This window comes from Bifidobacterium polysaccharolyticum (genome assembly GCF_016101585.1).
Classification (GTDB): domain Bacteria; phylum Actinomycetota; class Actinomycetes; order Actinomycetales; family Bifidobacteriaceae; genus Bombiscardovia; species Bombiscardovia polysaccharolytica.
The window spans coordinates 421,510-438,385 of record NZ_JACFQG010000001.1 but is presented as its reverse complement, the minus strand read 5'-3'; the positions used below and the strand labels follow the sequence as shown (position 1 = coordinate 438,385).

Below are 16,876 nucleotides of genomic sequence, written 5' to 3'. Positions count from 1 at the left end.
GTCCCTATAGGACCTTGGAGAGGAAGGACTGCAGCCGAGGGCTCTGCGGGTGGCCGAAGATCTGTTCGGGCGTGCCCTCCTCCTCGATGATCCCGGCATCGGTGAAGATCACCCTGGAGGAGACCTCCCGGGCGAAGGCCATCTCGTGGGTGACCAGAATCATAGTCATGCCGCCCTCAGCCAGGGAGCGGATGACTTCAAGCACGTCGCCCACCATCTCCGGATCCAGGGCCGAGGTGGCCTCGTCGAAGAGCATGATGTCCGGGTGCATGGCCAGGGCGCGGGCGATGGCCACACGCTGCTGCTGCCCGCCTGACAGATCCGTGGGCCGCGCGTCCGCCTTCTCCTGAAGCCCTACGGTCTCCAGCAGGTCCAGAGCCTGCTGACGGGCATCCTCCTTGGGCGTCTTGTGCAGCATATGAGGGGCCAGCATGATGTTGTCGGCCACACTCATGTTGGGGAAGAGGTTGAAGTGCTGGAAGACCATGCCCACGTGCTCGCGCAGCTTGTCGATGTTGGTCTTTGGATCGGAAATGTCGATTCCATAGACGCTGATGGTGCCCGAGGTCGGCATCTCCAGGGCGTTGATGCAGCGCAGCAGGGTGGACTTGCCCGCGCCGGAGGGGCCGATGATGGAGATGACCTCGCCCGGCTTGACCTCCATGTCGATCCCCTTGAGGACCTCGGTGTCGCCGTAGCGCTTGTGCAGGTCGCGGATGGATACGGCCATCTGGGACTCTCCCTGGTTGCGGCGACTTTGGTTCTGGCGGATGCGACGGGTCAGTCGTCCGGTGTCCATGTCCGGGTCCTCGAAGTTCATCGATGCAGCCTCCTATCGAGCATATTGGCCATCCAGGTCAGGGCGCTGATGGCGACGAAGTAGATGACGCCCACCATGAACAGGGTTTCGGTCACGCGGAAGTTGGCCGCGTAGATCTGCTGTGCCTGGTAGAGCAGTTCGCCGAAGCCGATGGCCAGCAGCAGGGAGGAATCCTTGAGCATGATGACCAGCTGGTTGATGATGGAGGGCGAGGCGAACCTTACGGCCTGGGGCAGGATGACCCGGCGCAAGGCCATGCGTCGTGTCAGGCCCAGGCTACGGGCCCCCTCCATCTGCCCGACGTCCACCGAGTCAATGGCCCCGCGCACGATCTCCACCAGATAGGCTCCGGAGTTGAGGGACAATGTCAGCGCGCCGGCCAGCCAGATGCTGATGCGGTGGCCGATCAGCTGGGGGACACCCAGGTAGAAGAAGAAGGCCCAGACCAGGACGGGTGTGCCCCTGAAGACCGCCACGTAGATGCGGGCAATCCAGGACAGGATCCGGTTGGGGCTTATCCGCCACAGTCCCAGGATGATGCCGATGGCCAGGGCGATGACGAAGGATATGGCTGTGATGGCCAGGGTGTTGCGCAGGCCCAGCATCAGGGATGGGAATGCCTGGCGGACCAGTTCGAAGAATCCTGGCCTGGAGGCGGAGGCACTCTTGCTGGAGTGGCCGCTGCCTACGTAGGAATCAACCAGCTTCTTATAGCTGCCGTCGGCCTTCATCTTGGCCAGACCCTCGTTGAAGGCGGCTACGAACTCCTTGTTCTCGCCCTTGCGGACGGCTGCCCCGTAGGAGGCGCCAGGCTCCTTCTTGGTCACGGTCTTCAGTCCGTTGCCCTGGGCGATGCCGTAGGCCAGGACCGGGTAGTCATCGATGACCGCTTGGGCATTGCCGGACTTGACCATCTCGTACATGGTGGAGGACTGGTCCACCGCCTTGACTGTGAAGCCGTATTGGGCTGCACGCTGCTTGGCGAAAGCCTCACCCTCGCTACCCATCTTCACGGCCACCACCGTGCCTTGCAGATCCTTGTAGCTGTGGATCTGGTCGTTGTCCTTGGCGATGGCCATCTGTACGCCGGAGTCGAAATATGGGTCGGTGAAATCGTAGACCTGTTTGCGCTGGTCGGTGATGGTCATGCCGGCTATGACCACATCGGCCTGCTGGGAGTTCAAGGCCTGCAGGGCGGCGTTGAAGCCCAAGGACTGGATCTGCACCGAGAACCCCTCAATATCGGCGATCTTGCGAATCAGATCCATATCGATGCCGACCAGATTGCCAGAGGAGTCCCTGAATTCGAAGGGGGCAAAAGTGGTGTCGGTGGCGACGCGGAAGGTTCGTCCGTGGACCGCCTGCGCGGCGGGGGAGTCCTGGGTCGCCTGCGCCGGCGTGGCCAGGGGGGCGACGATCAGGGCTGAGAGCCCCAGGACCAGGGCGAGCAGGCCGACGACCCACATGCCTGGACCCGATGTCCATCCCTGGCGAACATGCTTGGCGATCACTGGCGATTCTCCTTATTGCTCCGACCTGTACCGGTCCCGATTTTTCAGGCGACAGGCCTTGCTGCCGCCCATGGACTTTCCTGAAGATATCCAGGCTGATGACCAGTAAACTGTACACACACCGTATTTCTGGAACCCAACTACGCGCTGGGCGATACGGCCATATAGGTTTCCAGTCTAGCGCGTTCGTCTTGCTATTTGTGGCAGGCTCAGGCCTATGCTGGTGAGGGCGGGGAGCCATAGGGGCCCCGAGGAATGAGGTATTGCAGATGGTTGATGATCTCTTCCAGGCGGCTGATCCCCCCGAGGAGCACACCCTGCCTTTGGCTGTCAGGATGCGGCCCAGAAGCCTGGACGAGGTGGTCGGCCAGGACAAGGTCACAGCCCCTGGAACCCCCTTGGAGCGCCTGGCCCGGTCGGATCCGAACAACCGTCTGACGGCTCCCAGCTCGGTTATTCTTTTCGGTCCTCCCGGTGTGGGCAAGACCACCCTGGCCTACATCGTCGCCCGACAATCCGGGCGGCATTTCGAGGAGCTTTCGGCTGTTACCTCGGGGGTTAAGGAGGTCCGGCAGGTTATCGCCCAGGCTCGTGAGCGGCTGGTCAGTCAGGGGCAGGAAACGGTCCTCTTCATCGATGAGGTCCACCGTTTTTCCAAGTCGCAGCAGGATGCACTGCTGCCCAGCGTAGAGAATCGGGATGTGACTTTTATCGCAGCCACCACGGAGAATCCCAGCTTTTCGGTCATCTCGCCCCTGCTTTCGCGCTCGGTGGTGGTCAAGCTGGAGGCCTTGGACGATCAGGACCTGGCCAAGCTGGTCCGCAGGGCTGTCAAGGACCAGCGGGGGCTCAAGGATCAGGTAAGACTGGATCCAGAGGCTTTGGACCAGATCGTGCGTTTTTCCGGAGGTGATGCCCGTCGTGCTCTGACCATTTTGGAGGCTGCAGCGGGAGCTGTCACCGAGGACGGGCCTCGTGCCAAGGGGGCGCGTCGGCCGCTGATCAATGCCAAGGTGGTCTCCTCGGTCATGGACGTGGCCTCTGTCCGCTATGACAAGAAGGGTGACGATCACTACGACGTGGCATCGGCCTTCATCAAGTCAATGCGGGGTTCTGACGTGGATGCGGCCCTGCACTACCTGGCTCGGATGATCCGGGCTGGCGAAGATCCGCGCTTCATCGCCCGACGAATCATGATCGCCTCTGCCGAGGAGGTAGGCATGGCTTCTCCGGAGGTGTTGGAGATCACGGTCGCAGCTGCTCAGGCCGTGGCCATGGTGGGCATGCCTGAGGCCCGCCTGATCCTGGCCGAGGCAGTTATCGCCGTGGCTACCGCACCCAAGTCCAACGCGTCCTACCTGGCCATCAACCAGGCCCTGGAAGACGTGGACGCCGGGCATATCGGCCAGGTTCCCCTTCATCTGCGCAACGCTCCCACCAAGCTGATGAAGGCCTGGGGCAACCACGAAGGCTATCAGTATGCCCACGATGCGCCGGACGCAGTGGCACCCCAGCAGTACATGCCGGACGAATTGGTCGGACGACGCTATTACCACCCGAATAATCGGGGCTATGAGCGCCAGCTGGGTCCCCGGCTGGAGGCCATCAGGGCCATCCTGGACAGGGCCGCCGCGCCGGAGGGAAACGCCGGGTCTAGGCAATGACCGCCGAGACTCCTATACTGAACACCCAATAGACGTTGAGCAGCCACACAATGACCGAAACGCCGCAGGGTCCAGGCCTTCCATATTGACGGTCGCCACGCTCCCACAAGGAGTCTGTCGTCGTCGGCAGGCCTGGCATGGACGCATGGGGTTTGCCTGCCTCATGCACGGGCGCGAGGGTGACGATGTCGACAGCGGTCATTGACAAAGCAGACATATCCGAACAATCAAAGGGTCTCGGTGTGGCCGAGGACGACCTGGCGGTCCGCGAGATTACCCAGCGAGTAGATAATGCTCGTGAATCGGCTACTTTTTACAAGATCGTGGCCCTGGTGGCCGCGGGAATGCTCATGGACAGCATCGATGTCTATGTGGGCAGCGCAGTAGCCAGTTCGGCCTTGAGCACCGGATGGTCCACGGTCGCCCAGAATTCCCTCTTCCTGTCGGCTGGTTTCTTAGGGCTCTTGGTGGGCTCGCTGCTGGCTGGGTTCATCGGAGATCTGCGGGGACGCAAGACCGCCTATCAGATCAACCTGCTGCTCTTCGGAGGCTTTACCCTGCTGGGCGCTCTGGCACCGAACATGGCCGTCCTTTCGGTCTGTCGTTTAGGGGCCGGCCTGGGGCTGGGCGCCGAGATTGTCACCGGCTTCTCCATGGTCAACGAATTCGCTCCCATCAAGCACCGCGGCCGTTGGAGTGCCATCGTCTCCCTCGTGGCTAACACCGGAGTGCCCCTGGCCATGCTCCTGTGCGCCTGGATCATTCCCCGCTGGTCATGGAGGCCGCTCTTCGTGGGAATCGGCTTGGCAGCTGCGCTGATCTGGTACTTGCGGCGTGACATCCCTGAGTCTCCTCGCTGGCTTGCCCTGCATGGGCGGATGGCCGAGGCCACCCAGGTGGTTGAACTTCTGGAGGCCGATAACGGTCGGAAAGAGTCAGACTCTGGCGCTGTCAGCGGCTCCGCCCTCGCCGGAAAAAATGAGGGAATTAAGGTACCTGCCAAGGCATCGGGTAGCGTTGTCCGTGGCCTGATTGTGGCAACTGTGGCAGTTTCAGCCACTAACGTCTGCTCCTACGCTTTCACCTCCTGGGTGCCCACCATCCTGCTCAAGCGGGGTATTGATCTGAGCGGATCCCTGTGGATCAGCACTCTGATGATGCTGGGTGCCCCTCTGGGCTGCCTGATTGGATCCCTGCTTCTGGACCGGATTGGCCGCAAGCGGATCATCGTCACAGCCTTCCTGCTGACGGCGGTCTTCGGTCTGCTCTATGCCGCGCAGACCAGCCAGGTCACAGCCATTCTGGTGGGCATCCTGCTTATGGCCAGCCTCTATGTCCTCATGTCTTCGGTGGTGGCGGTCTATGCGCCCGAGCTCTTCCCGACCACTGTCCGCTTCCGTTGCGTAGGCATTGCCAATGCCGTTGCCAAGCTCTGCAATGTGCTCATGCCTGTGCTCATTGGAGCCATGCTCAGCCGGTGGGGGAGCACTTCAATATTTGTCACCATCAGCCTGGTGGCCTTGGCCTCCATGCTGGTTGTGGGCCTGATGGGCTGGGAGACGTCCGGCCGTTCGGTGGGCTGATAGGGCCGATCCAAGGGCGTAAAGGATATAAAAGGTAAAAGGCCTGGCATGAGCCTGGTACCGTCGACGGGCGGTCAAGGGATCGGCCAGGTCCTTTTCTCATTATTAATCCTTGCTCAGGAAGAGAGATCAGAGCTGGTTAGCCAGCAGCCGGTTGTAGACGCAACGTAACTCGGTTTGAAAGGTCTCAGGGTCGATGTCGGGATTCTGCTTGAACAGGTCAATCCACCAATTGTTGACCAACCTGATCCTCTTGCGAGCCATATCTGCGCCTGACCTGGTCAGGGCGATGATATTGACTCGGTGATCAGCGGGGTTCTGTTCACGGCTGACCAGGCCCTGGGCTTTCAAAGCCTTGAGATCCCGAGCCAGCAGACTGGGATCCACGCACAGGTCCCGTGCTATCTGGCGCTGGCTGAGGCCTGGATGATCATAGAGGTATACAATCAGATCACCTTGGGTACCCCGTAAAGTGGAGTCGCCTGTATAGCGGCTGGCATCGTTGCGTGCATGCCGGTAGATTCCGGCTATGCAGCTGCTCAGGTTGTGGTAGTGGCTCTTCTTTAACATCGCTGCTGCCCCCTAGCTGGTAAGGAAGATCGAAGAATTCTGCAGGCATGGTTAACCCGATAACCGCATGGACCCCTTCGGCGCCGTTCCCCTTCCAGGCCTATTTTCAGCAACTCCCTAGCCTCGGCCCAGCACGGACGACGCATTTTTCATCATATCAATGCTGTCGACACCTTGGGGATGGTCCACAATCGGAACAGGGACCAGGCTCATCATGATTTCTCATGCCCTGCTCCTACTCAATGTCCATATCAGTCGATCATCCAGGAATTTTCTGTCTACCTCAGGCTCCTGAACTAAAAGGAATTGCCTTTTTGCTCGTCCAAGGTCGGGGACTATCACCGTCGTTGCTCCACGGTATGCTAAAATGTTCTCTTTTCGCGACCTAATCTGGAAAGGGCTGGCATGCGGGTACTGGACTTCGACGGCACCATCTACGATGGCGAGAGTTTGCTTGACTTCTACCTGTTCACTGCCCGCAAGGATCCGCGGGTGCTGCACTACCTGCCGGTTGCCCTCTTCTATGCCGTCCGCTACCGCTTGGGCCGGGTCACCCTGGAGCAGCTAGATTCGGCCATGCGTCGGGTGGGCTCGCGCTACCTGCGACGGTTGACCTCGCGTCCCGGCTTTGACATGGACCGGCTGGTCAGCCAGTTCTGGGATGCCAACATGCACAAAATCATGGATTGGTACACCCCCCAGGCCGACGACGTGGTGGTGACCGCCTCATTCGATCTGGTGGCCGGGGAGGCCTGCCGACGACTGGGCATCAACCACTGCATCGGCTCCACTCTGGATTTGGAGTCCCTGACCGTGGGCTACCTCAACTTCGGACCTGACAAGCCCCTGCACTTTCAGCGGACCCTGGGCCAGGAGGCGGCAATTGACGCCTTCTACACCGATTCGGCCTTCGACCTGCCCATGATCAATCTTGCCCGGCGGGCCTACCTGGTCGAGCATGGCAAGGTCCGCCGCATCAAATAGGCCAAGTCTGCCTGCATCCTCCTCCTCACTGGCAAAGACTCCTTCTGGAGGGATGATTCCATCATTGAAGCGGCCTGTGTGCTAGTTCATGATTCGAAGGGGAAGACCAATCCCCACTGGCGGCGCAGGGAGTCCATGAGCTCCATGATGCGCAGGGAGTCTTTGTGGGGCATCTGGGCGCACTCGGTCTTGCCGTCCAGGATGGCCTGTGCGGCGCTGGCCACCTCGTACTCATAACCGGTCAGCTGGTCGGGGATGGGGTAGCTCTTCCTCAATTTATGGTCCTCGTCGTACAGGTCGATGGACTCCACATTGTTGATATTGGCACACTGCAGGTAACCCTGGTCTCCCCAGATGCGGCCGGTCCGGTCGCTGACTGAGACCATGGAGCTGGTTGCTGCTCCCATGGATCCATCCTGGTAGAAAATGGTTGTGGAGTTCTGGCTGTCCACGCCCTCTGGGCTGCGGACCCAATCCGTGCAGACCCGTTCGATGGGCTTGGGTCCCAAGACCATGTCGATGAAGTTGAGAGGGTAGACACCCACGTCGAGCAGGGCGCCACCGGCCAGGGCGGGGTCGGTCATTCTGGCCTTGCCCACGGTTACATATCCCAGGTTGGCGGTCACGGTTTTGACGGTGCCTATTTCTCCCGAGGAGATGACATCGTCGATGATGGAGCGCGAGGGCATGTACCTGGTCCAGATGGCCTCGGTGCAGAGCAAGCCGGTGCTCTCGGATGTCTCCATGACCTGCCTGGCTTGGTCGGCGTTAGCGGTGAAGGACTTCTCAACCAGCACGTTCTTCCCGGCCTTCATGCAGGCGATGGCCTGCTCGGCGTGGAGGCTGTGAGGCGTGGCGATGTAGACCAGATCCACCTGGGGATCATCCAGGAGTTCCTGGTAGGAGCCATAGGAATGCTGGAATCCATATTTTTGGGCGAAGTCGGCTGCACGATCCCCGTCCCTGGAGGCCACAGCATAGGGGGCCACCAGGTGGCTGTACTGCGGATCTTGGGCCATCATGACCACCGTCTTGGCTAGGGCGTTGGCTATACTTCCAACGCCGAGAATGGCGAAGTTGACCTGCATTCCCTTCTGCTCAGCCTCTTGTCGTTTGCCGTTCAATCTGCTCATCCTTGACTCCTTCGTTCGAATGGCCATCTGCTGTGATGGCCTCATACAATTTCTGCAGGGTTTCTTGGGCATGACGTGCATCCAGCTCGCACTCCCAGACGGTGAAAACCCGCCAGCCCATGGCTTTCAGCTTATCGCCCTGCTCCTGATCCCGCAGACGGTTCCTTGTCAGCTTTGTGGTCCAAAACTCCACATTGGATTTGGGAAGGGAGAATTTGGCACAGCCCTGATGCATGTGCCAGAAACAGCCATTGACGAATACCATGGCCCGCCACTTGGGCAGAACCACATCAGGATGGCCCGGATACCTCTTGTCATTCTTGCGGAACCGCAGACCGCGCGAGAAGAGGTAGGACCGGACCTGGCGTTCTATTGATGTTTCTGTGCCCCTGATTCGGGACATGGTGTAGCTGCGTGTGCCGGGCTGGAATCTGCTGGGTGTCTTTTTCGAAACCATCCCCGGCACGGCTCAGAGGACTTCGACGCTGTTGATGAAGACCGGCTCAAGGGGACGGTCGCCCGAGTCGGTGGCCACGGCATCTAGCTTGTCGACCACCTGCCGGGAATCCTCATCGGCAACCTGGCCGAAGATGGTGTGGTGCCCGTTCAGCCAGGGGGTGGGAACGGTGGTGATGAAGAACTGTGATCCGTTGGTGCCATGGGTCTTTCCGGTGGCGGGGTCCCGGCGCAACCCTGCATTGGCCATGGCCAGCTTGTAGGGTTCCTCAAAGGTCAGAGAGGGGTCGATCTCATCGTCGAATTCGTAGCCGGGGCCGCCTGTGCCGGTGCCCAGCGGGCAGCCGCCCTGGATCATGAAGTCCTTGATGATCCGGTGGAAGGTCAGCCCGTCATAGAAAGGATCCTGACGCTTCTGGCCCGTCTCAGGGTCGGTCCAGTCCTTGTGGCCGGCGGCCAGGTCCAGGAAGTTGGCTACGGTTTCAGGGGCCTTATCCTCAAAGAGGTCCAGGCGAATGTCGCCTTCTGAGGTATGCATGATGACTTTGCTCATATCCCCAATCCTTTCATAAGACGGCGACGCGCACCGAGGATCCAAAAGGCATCAGGGCCAGGCGGGCCATCTTGAAGGCCTGCAGGCCGAATGGTATGCCCACCACGGTCAGCATGGTGACCAGTCCGGCCGCCAGATAGGCCAGAGCCAGCCACCAGCCACCCAGGATGATCCAGAGCAGGTTGGCCAGCCAGGATCCCAGCCCGCCTCCGTAGATGACCTGTCGGCCAAATGGGGTCAGGGTGAGTCTGGCCATCTTGAAGGCCTGGACCCCCAGGGGGATACCCACCACTGTCAGGCAGAGCACGATGCCCATCAGGGTCCAGGCCAGTGCAATGGCCAGTCCTCCCAGCAGCAGCCAGCAGATGTTGCCGATCAGGCGCATGTAGGTCCTTCCGTCAGTGTGGCGATGACGGCCTTGGCGCAGGCGGTCACTTTTTTAATGATGATGGTCAGCCGTTCCTGCCGCTGTTCGGGCGCACGATCCTGGTCCAGAGCATCGATCAGTCGCATGCCGGATTGGACGATGCCACGTGTCACTTCCACGCCCATGGCAGGATCTGTTGGCCGCAGGGCTGCCCATGCCTGGATCAGCGGCTGGTTGACCTGCCGGTGGAAGTCCAGAAGGGCTTGGGCCTGCCGGTCCGTGGGTCGATCGCTCCTTGGGACGGGCTCCTGGGGGTTGGAGGGATTGCCGTAGATCAGGGTCTGGCGTAACTGCTCGTCGTGTTGCTCGGCATAGAGGTTCATCAGCCAACCATGTCCGTGCAGTCCGGCTTGTTCCAGATTGGTGCGGGTCCAAATCTCGACTGTCCGGCGCGGGTCGTCTGTCCTGCCCAAGGCCTGGTCCAGGGCCTGACCCCAGTCGGGCAGGTGCCGTTCCATGACCATGTCGCAGAGCTGGTCGGCATCCCGGGCATAGCGGTATAGGGAGTTCCGGGCCAGATTGGTGCGTCGGGCCACCTCAGCCATGGTCAGCCGGTCGCGTCCGCCGGTGCGCAGGATGGCCTCGGCGGCGGCAATGATCTGGTCTAGTGTTTTGGCGCGGTGTTCCTGGAGCGTGGATTCGTGGATCCTGGGCATGGTCCTCCTTGGTTCGGCCTCCGGGTTGCAGCGACGATGAATCAAGCTCAGCCGGTCATGGGGCATATGATATGGCCTATTTACAGCAGAGCCAAGCCGTAAGGGTCTCTTTAGCGTGCGGCTTGTCCGCGCTGAGTGAACTTGCCAGATGGATTTTCGCGACGTATAGTCGCAAAAAATTCGCAGACCAGGGCGAGGGGGGAGATCTGATGACTGGATCGGCAAGCATAGACGTGAAGAAAGGTAGCCAGGGTTCTCAGGAGACGACACCGCCCTGGCGTGCCCTCTGGGTGTTGGCCCTGGGTCTGGCCATGATTGTGCTGGATTCGTCCATTGTCAACGTCTCCATTCCTTCCATCATCGCTGCCATCCACATCAACTTGGCTCAAGCTCAATGGGTGACCGCTCTCTACAGCATCGTCCTGGCGGCCCTGCTCCTGCCTTCCGGTCGTTTGGGGGACATGATCGGACGCAAGCGGATCCTGCAGGTGGGTACGGTCATCTTTGTGTTGGGTTCCATCTTCGCTGCATCGGCCTCCTCCGGCACAATGCTGCTTCTAGCCCGGCTTGTTCAGGGAATCGGCGGCTCCCTGGTCATGCCTTCCACCTTGTCCACCGTTTCCGCCACCTTCCGGGGTCGTCACCGAGCCACTGCGTTTGGCATCTGGGGGGCCGTCATGTCATCCGCTGCGGCGGTCGGTCCCTTCCTGGGCGGGGTCTTCACCAGCACCATCGGATGGCGGTGGATCTTCCTGGTCAATCTGCCTCTGGGACTGATCGTTCTCGTGGCCAGCGCAGTCTTTGTGCCCGAGACCAAGTCCGCTCCCCGGCAGACTGGTGACCGGTGGGGAATGCTTGCCGACTGGAAGGGCATACTTCTTTCTGCTCTAGGGTCGGCCCTGGTGGTCTTTGCGCTGATCGAGGGGCAGACCTACGGCTGGTGGCATCCGCGTGCCGCATTTGAACTGGGCTCACTGCACTGGTCTGCAGCAGTGCCCCTGTCGCCGGTTCCGGTCAGTCTGATCCTCGGATTGGTCCTGTTGGCCGCCTTTGCGCTGACCGAGCTGGCCAGGGCACGAAAGGGCAAGATGGTCATCCTGGACGTGTCCATGTTCGCCATTGGCACCTTCGGCTGGGGCAACCTGACGGCCGCCATCGTCAACGCCGGTCAGTTCGCGGTCATGTTCATCCTGCCTCTCTACCTGATCAACGCCAGAGGCCTGAGTCCCCTGGGGGCAGGATCCATCCTGGGCGTCATGGCCCTGGGGTCAGTTGTTTCGGGGGGTCTGGCTCGAGTGGTCTCAGCCCGACTGGGAGCTGGAGGCACGGTGCAGACGGGCCTGTTGATGGAAATCGTCGGCGTGGCCCTGTCCATTCTGCTCATGCGTGGGTCGGTGCCAGTTTGGCCCATGACCCTGACTCTGATTATCTACGGTGCTGGTCTGGGCTTTGCCTCGGCACAGCTGACCAGTCTGGTGCTGTCCGGTGTTCCGGTATCCCAGTCCGGCCAGGCTTCAGCCACCCAGTCCACCATTCGTCAGTGGGGGACTGCCCTGGGCGCTGCAGTTTCCGGTTCCGCCCTTTCCCTGGCTCTGAGTCTGGTGCTGCCAAGACATCTGACGGCCCTCAAGGGGATTTCAGTGCAGATCGCCGATGGCCTGGTCAGATCGGTTCAGTCCTCTGCAGGTAATGCCATCGTCGGCATGCGAGCTCAAGGCACCCGGGGCCGACTGGGAGCCTTGGGTCCTCAAGTGACCAATGCCTTGACTGAGGGATTCACTCAAGGCGCTCAGTGGGCCATGGGCTTTGCAGTTCTGTTGCTTCTCCTGGGACTGGTCGCCTCGGTGCTGGTGCGTCGGGCTGCTCGCAAGGCTGGGGCCGATAAGGTCTGAGGCATCCGCACCCTGCTTCTTTGCCTCGGTTTTTTGGGATTGTCTGCCGGTCAGCAGGCCCAGGCACGGTTTAGAATCATTGGTATGGTCAAACAAGAGGAACAGCCGCGGCGGGATGGCGATCTGCTGGTGGCTCTGGCTCAGATCGACACCTGTGTGGGCGATCTTGACGGCAACGCCGACATTATTATGGACTACTCCCGAAAGGCAGCTGAGCAGGGAGCGACCCTGGTGGTCTTTCCCGAGATGAGCCTGACCGGTTACCCAATCGAGGACCTGGCATTTCGTGCCAGCTTTCGTAGGGCCGCCTGGTCTAGGGCCGACCGTCTGGCCAAGGAGCTGGACGAGCAGGGTCTGGGCCATCTGTATGTGATCGTGGGGACCGTTGGCACCGATACGGATCAGGACAGGCCTCGCAATCGGCTGGTGGTCCTGCACCAGGGGCGGGTCGAGGCCGGCTACGACAAGCACTTCCTGCCCAACTACGGGGTCTTTGACGAATACAGGATTTTTACCCCGGGGGATAGGACTGTGGTCCTGGAGGTGCAGGGGCACCGGATAGGGCTGGCCATCTGCGAGGACATCTGGCAGGAGGGCGATCCCATCAGCGACCTGGCTGGCAGGGGCATTGACCTCCTGGTGACCATCAATGGCTCTCCCTTCGAGGAGGGCAAGGGGCATGTCCGCTACGAGTTAGCGGCTCGCCGGGCCAAGCAGGTCGGTGCGCCTCTGCTCTACCTGAACCAGGTGGGCGGGCAGGACGATCTGGTCTTTGACGGCGGCAGTTTCGTGGTGAACCAGGATGGCACCTTGCTGGAGCGCTCGCCTAGATTCGTCCAGGATCTGTCTACTTGGACCCTTCCTGCACCAGGGGAGCGCCCACTGCCCAGTGAGTCATGCATGGCCGAAGAGATGCCCGGGGATGAGGAGGTCTATCGGGCCTGCGTGTTGGGGCTGAAAGACTATATGGCCAAGAACCACTTTACGGGCGTCTGCCTGGGGCTGTCAGGCGGAATCGACTCGGCCCTGGTGGCCACCATGGCCGCCGATGCCTGCGGGGGGGAGCATGTACGCGGCATCTCCATGCCCAGCCGTTATTCTTCGGAAGGTTCCCGGGATGATGCTGCCGACCTGGCCCAGCGTTTGGGCGTGCGTTACGTGGTCCAAGCCATAGGCCCGGAATTTGATGCCTTCCAAGGGCAGTTGCATCTGGAAGGGGTAGCGGAAGAGAATCTGCAGGCTCGGATACGCGGCGTCATTGTCATGGCCTACGCGAATGCCGAGGGGCTTCTGGCCCTGGCCACCGGAAACAAGTCCGAGCTGGCCTGTGGCTATTCAACTATTTATGGCGATGCGGTCGGCGGTTACGCACCCATCAAGGATCTGCTCAAAACCCGGGTCTGGCAGCTGGCCCGCTGGCGCAACGCTGAGGCCCAGGCAAGGGGTGAGCGTGAGCCCATCCCGGTCAACTCCATCGTCAAGCCTCCCTCGGCCGAGCTGCGCCAAGGGCAAAAAGACTCTGATTCCCTGCCAGACTACAGCCTGCTCGACAAGGTCCTTGAGGCATACATCGAGCATGCGCATGGTCGGGCCGACCTTCTGGCCGACGGCTTCGATCCCGACACGGTCGACACGGTCATGCGGCTGGTGGATCGGGCCGAGTGGAAGCGGCGCCAGTACCCGCTGGGGCCCAAGGTCACCTCCCTGGCCTTCGGCCGGGACCGGCGGCTGCCCGTCACCAACGCTTTCAGGGAGTGATCGCCATGGGTTCCGAACAGGAGCAAGCGGCCTGGTACTTCAACACCGTCACCGGCAGACCCGAGCAGGGCAAGCTGTCTCCGCAGGACAGGCGGATGGGCCCCTACCACAGCAGGCAGGAGGCCCTCGATGCCTGGAAGATTGCCAAGCGCCGGAACAAGGAATGGGATGAAGAGGACCGCCGTTGGCGGCAGGCCTGGGAGGGTGATCCAGGGCAGGAACAGTCCTCAGCTGACAGATGAAGCTTCCGCTGGATCGCACACCAGCGTTGGCAACCAGTTGGCTGAGCAATCAGAATGGATCGGGGCTCAGGCGGTGTGCCAGGCGAGCTTGCAGGATATGGGCGTGGCGCCTATTGCGAGTCTGCTCGCAGTGTGATATAGCTCACGTCGTGATTCGGTTTCCCGTGGTAATGCGCCCCCTATACTTGAAAGTGACAGTGGTGTGAGGAAGCGCCATTGACCATATCAACAAGGAGTTGACTATGACAGCAGTTGAGACCAATACCGTCTCTCCCGCAGAGCTGCAAGCCAAGGCTTGGAAGGGCTTCAAGGGCGAGGACTGGAAGAAAGACATCGACGTTCGCGACTTCATTCAAAAGAACTACACTCCGTACACCGGTGACGAATCCTTCCTCGCGCCGGCTACAGAGAAGACCAAGTTCCTGTGGAACTACCTGGATGACAATTTCCTTGCCGTAGAGCGCAAGCAGCGCGTCTACGACGTGGACACCCACACTCCGGCGGGCATTGACGCCTTCCCAGCCGGATACATCGATGGCAAGCCTGCCGGCGAAACACAAGACGACGTGATTGTCGGCATTCAGACCGATGTCCCCTGCAAGCGTGCGATGATGCCCTATGGCGGCTGGCGTATGGTTGAGCAGGCCCTCAAGGAGGCCGGCAAGGAGCCCGATCCTGAAGTCAAGAAGATCTTCACTCGGTATCGCAAGACCCACAACGATGGAGTCTTCGATGTTTACACCAAGAGGATCAAGCTGGCCCGCCACAACAAGATTCTGACTGGTCTGCCCGATGCTTACGGCCGTGGCCGCATTATTGGCGACTACCGTCGTGTGGCCCTGTATGGCATTGATGAGCTGATTGCCCGCAAGAAGGCCGACAAGGATTCGATTCCTTACCGTAACGACTTCACCGAGGAAGAGATCGAGCACTGGATCCGCTTCCGTGAGGAGCACGCTGAGCAGATCAAGGCTCTGAAGCAGTTGCTGAACCTGGGCAAGGAGTACGGCCTGGACCTGAGCCGTCCTGCCATGAACGCCAAGGAAGCTGTGCAGTGGACCTACATGGCTTACCTGGCTTCGGTCAAGAGCCAGGATGGTGCCGCTATGTCCATCGGCCGCCTGTCTGCTTTCTTCGACGTCTACTTCGAGCGTGATCTGGCCGCTGGCCTGATCGACGAGACCGATGCCCAGGAGATCATCGACAACATCGTGATGAAGCTGCGCATCGTGCGCTTCCTGCGGACCAAGGACTACGACAACATCTTCTCGGGCGACCCCTACTGGGCCACTTGGTCCGACGCTGGCTTCGGCGACGATGGCAGGCCCATGGTCACCAAGACCTCCTTCCGTCTGCTGGCTACTCTGACCTTGGAGCACCTTGGACCCGGTCCCGAGCCCAACATCACCATCTTCTGGGATCCGAAGCTGCCTGAGGGCTACAAGCGCTTCTGTGCCCGTATCTCCATCGACACCTCCGCCATCCAGTACGAGTCCGACAAGGACATTCGCGCCCACTGGGGTGATGACGCTGCCATCGCCTGCTGCGTGTCCCCCATGAGGGTCGGCAAGCAGATGCAGTTCTTCGGCGCCCGCGTCAACTCCGCCAAGGCTCTGTTGTACGCCATGAACGGCGGCCGTGACGAGATGACCGGCATGCAGGTCATCGACAAGGACGTGATCAAGCCTGTCACCCCCAAGGAAGACGGTTCTCTGGACTTCCAGGAGGTCAAGGACAACTACGAGAAGGCCCTGGAGTGGCTGAGCGAGACCTACGTCGAGGCTCTGAACATCATCCACTACATGCACGATAAGTACGACTACGAGTCCATTGAGATGGCCCTGCACGACAAGGAGGTCTACCGCACCCTGGGTTGCGGCATGTCCGGCCTGTCCATCGCCGCTGACTCCCTGTCGGCTATCAAGTACGCCAAGGTCTACCCGATCTACAACAAGGATGCCAAGGGCACCCCTGAGTATGTCGAGGGCGCTGACGACGATCTGATCGTCAACTACAAGACCGTCGGCGAGTTCCCGATCTACGGCAACGACGACGATCGCGCCGACGACCTGGCCAAGTGGACTGTCTCCACCGTTATGGGCCAGATCAAGCGTCTGCCTGTCTACCGTGGCGCTGTGCCGACCCAGTCCATCCTGACCATCACCTCCAACGTGGAGTATGGCAAGAACACCGGGTCCTTCCCCTCCGGCCACAAGAAGGGCACCCCGTACGCTCCCGGAGCCAACCCCGAGAATGGCATGGATTCGCACGGCATGCTGCCCTCCATGTTCTCCGTGGGCAAGATCGACTACGACGACGCCCTGGACGGCATCTCGCTGACCAACACGATCACCCCTGACGGCCTGGGCCGCGACGAGGATGAGCGCATCAACAACCTGGTGGGCATCCTGGACGCTGGCAACGGCCACGGGCTCTACCACGCCAACATCAACGTCCTGCGCAAGGAGCAGCTGGAGGATGCCGTCGAACACCCCGAGAAGTACCCGCACCTGACTGTGCGCGTCTCGGGCTACGCCGTCAACTTCGTCAAGCTGACCCGCGAGCAGCAGCTCGACGTGATCTCCCGCACCTTCCACCAGGGTGCGGTGACCGACTGATCGCCCTTG

General features: G+C 60.7%; 15 protein-coding genes. 7 read left to right on the top strand and 8 right to left on the bottom strand.

All coding sequences use genetic code 11. The annotated features are described in order from the left end of the window. Positions 1–4: 4 nt before the first annotated feature. Entirely contained in the window at positions 5–730 is a 726-nt protein-coding gene (locus tag H3T90_RS01800; RefSeq protein ID WP_045936082.1) for an amino acid ABC transporter ATP-binding protein, read from the bottom strand. A gap of 86 nt (positions 731–816) precedes the next feature. Then, positions 817–2,331, bottom strand: coding sequence for an amino acid ABC transporter substrate-binding protein/permease (locus H3T90_RS01795; protein WP_332468222.1), 1,515 nt, complete (start codon positions 2,329–2,331; stop codon positions 817–819). A 269-nt stretch (positions 2,332–2,600) separates the two neighbouring features. Between H3T90_RS01795 and H3T90_RS01790 the strand changes: the two genes are divergently transcribed. Next, a complete protein-coding gene (locus H3T90_RS01790; RefSeq protein WP_198229392.1) occupies positions 2,601–3,995 on the top strand; it encodes a replication-associated recombination protein A in 1,395 nt (464 codons plus the stop codon). A 185-nt stretch (positions 3,996–4,180) separates the two neighbouring features. Next, a complete protein-coding gene (locus H3T90_RS01785) occupies positions 4,181–5,578 on the top strand; it encodes an MFS transporter (protein ID WP_198229391.1) in 1,398 nt (465 codons plus the stop codon). A gap of 129 nt (positions 5,579–5,707) precedes the next feature. Here H3T90_RS01785 and H3T90_RS01780 read toward each other — a convergent pair whose 3' ends face one another. After that, a complete protein-coding gene (locus H3T90_RS01780) occupies positions 5,708–6,148 on the bottom strand; it encodes a MarR family winged helix-turn-helix transcriptional regulator (protein ID WP_046322805.1) in 441 nt (146 codons plus the stop codon). Positions 6,149–6,553: 405 nt separating this feature from the next. Between H3T90_RS01780 and H3T90_RS01775 the strand changes: the two genes are divergently transcribed. After that, the gene (locus tag H3T90_RS01775; protein WP_198229390.1) at positions 6,554–7,132 is read left to right on the top strand and encodes a haloacid dehalogenase-like hydrolase; all 579 of its coding nucleotides are present in this window, start codon (positions 6,554–6,556) and stop codon (positions 7,130–7,132) included. 86 nt (positions 7,133–7,218) lie between these two features. Here H3T90_RS01775 and H3T90_RS01770 read toward each other — a convergent pair whose 3' ends face one another. From H3T90_RS01770 to H3T90_RS01750, 5 genes are read right to left on the bottom strand one after another with little or no spacing between them, the layout of a single operon-like run. Then, a complete protein-coding gene (locus H3T90_RS01770) occupies positions 7,219–8,265 on the bottom strand; it encodes a Gfo/Idh/MocA family protein (RefSeq protein WP_198229389.1) in 1,047 nt (348 codons plus the stop codon). Then, positions 8,231–8,722: a very short patch repair endonuclease gene (locus H3T90_RS01765; RefSeq protein WP_110425136.1), complete on the bottom strand. Its 492-nt coding sequence runs from the start codon at positions 8,720–8,722 to the stop codon at positions 8,231–8,233. Before H3T90_RS01765 ends, H3T90_RS01770 begins: the two co-directional genes overlap by 35 nt. Positions 8,723–8,734: 12 nt before the next feature. Further along, entirely contained in the window at positions 8,735–9,274 is a 540-nt protein-coding gene (locus tag H3T90_RS01760; protein ID WP_198229388.1) for a peptidylprolyl isomerase, read from the bottom strand. Positions 9,275–9,287: 13 nt separating this feature from the next. Beyond that, positions 9,288–9,659, bottom strand: a complete 372-nt coding sequence (locus H3T90_RS01755; protein WP_110425138.1) for a YccF domain-containing protein — start codon at positions 9,657–9,659, stop codon at positions 9,288–9,290. Next, on the bottom strand, positions 9,650–10,357 hold the full coding sequence (locus H3T90_RS01750) for a TetR/AcrR family transcriptional regulator (RefSeq protein ID WP_198229387.1): 708 nt from the start codon (positions 10,355–10,357) through the stop codon (positions 9,650–9,652). The genes H3T90_RS01755 and H3T90_RS01750 overlap by 10 nt, the downstream gene beginning before the upstream one ends. Positions 10,358–10,566: 209 nt before the next feature. Between H3T90_RS01750 and H3T90_RS01745 the strand changes: the two genes are divergently transcribed. The 4 genes from H3T90_RS01745 (at position 10,567) to pflB (ending at position 16,867) form a co-directional block, all read left to right on the top strand. Beyond that, the gene (locus H3T90_RS01745; protein WP_198229386.1) at positions 10,567–12,249 is read left to right on the top strand and encodes an MFS transporter; all 1,683 of its coding nucleotides are present in this window, start codon (positions 10,567–10,569) and stop codon (positions 12,247–12,249) included. Between the two features lie 84 nt (positions 12,250–12,333). After that, complete coding sequence (locus H3T90_RS01740) at positions 12,334–14,007, top strand: NAD+ synthase (protein ID WP_110425141.1); 1,674 nt, start codon at positions 12,334–12,336, stop codon at positions 14,005–14,007. Positions 14,008–14,012: 5 nt separating this feature from the next. Beyond that, entirely contained in the window at positions 14,013–14,249 is a 237-nt protein-coding gene (locus H3T90_RS01735) for a hypothetical protein (RefSeq protein WP_198229385.1), read from the top strand. A 242-nt stretch (positions 14,250–14,491) separates the two neighbouring features. Continuing rightward, positions 14,492–16,867 (top strand): formate C-acetyltransferase, encoded by a 2,376-nt coding sequence (pflB, locus tag H3T90_RS01730; RefSeq protein ID WP_046322815.1) that lies wholly within the window; start codon positions 14,492–14,494, stop codon positions 16,865–16,867. Positions 16,868–16,876: the final 9 nt, after the last annotated feature.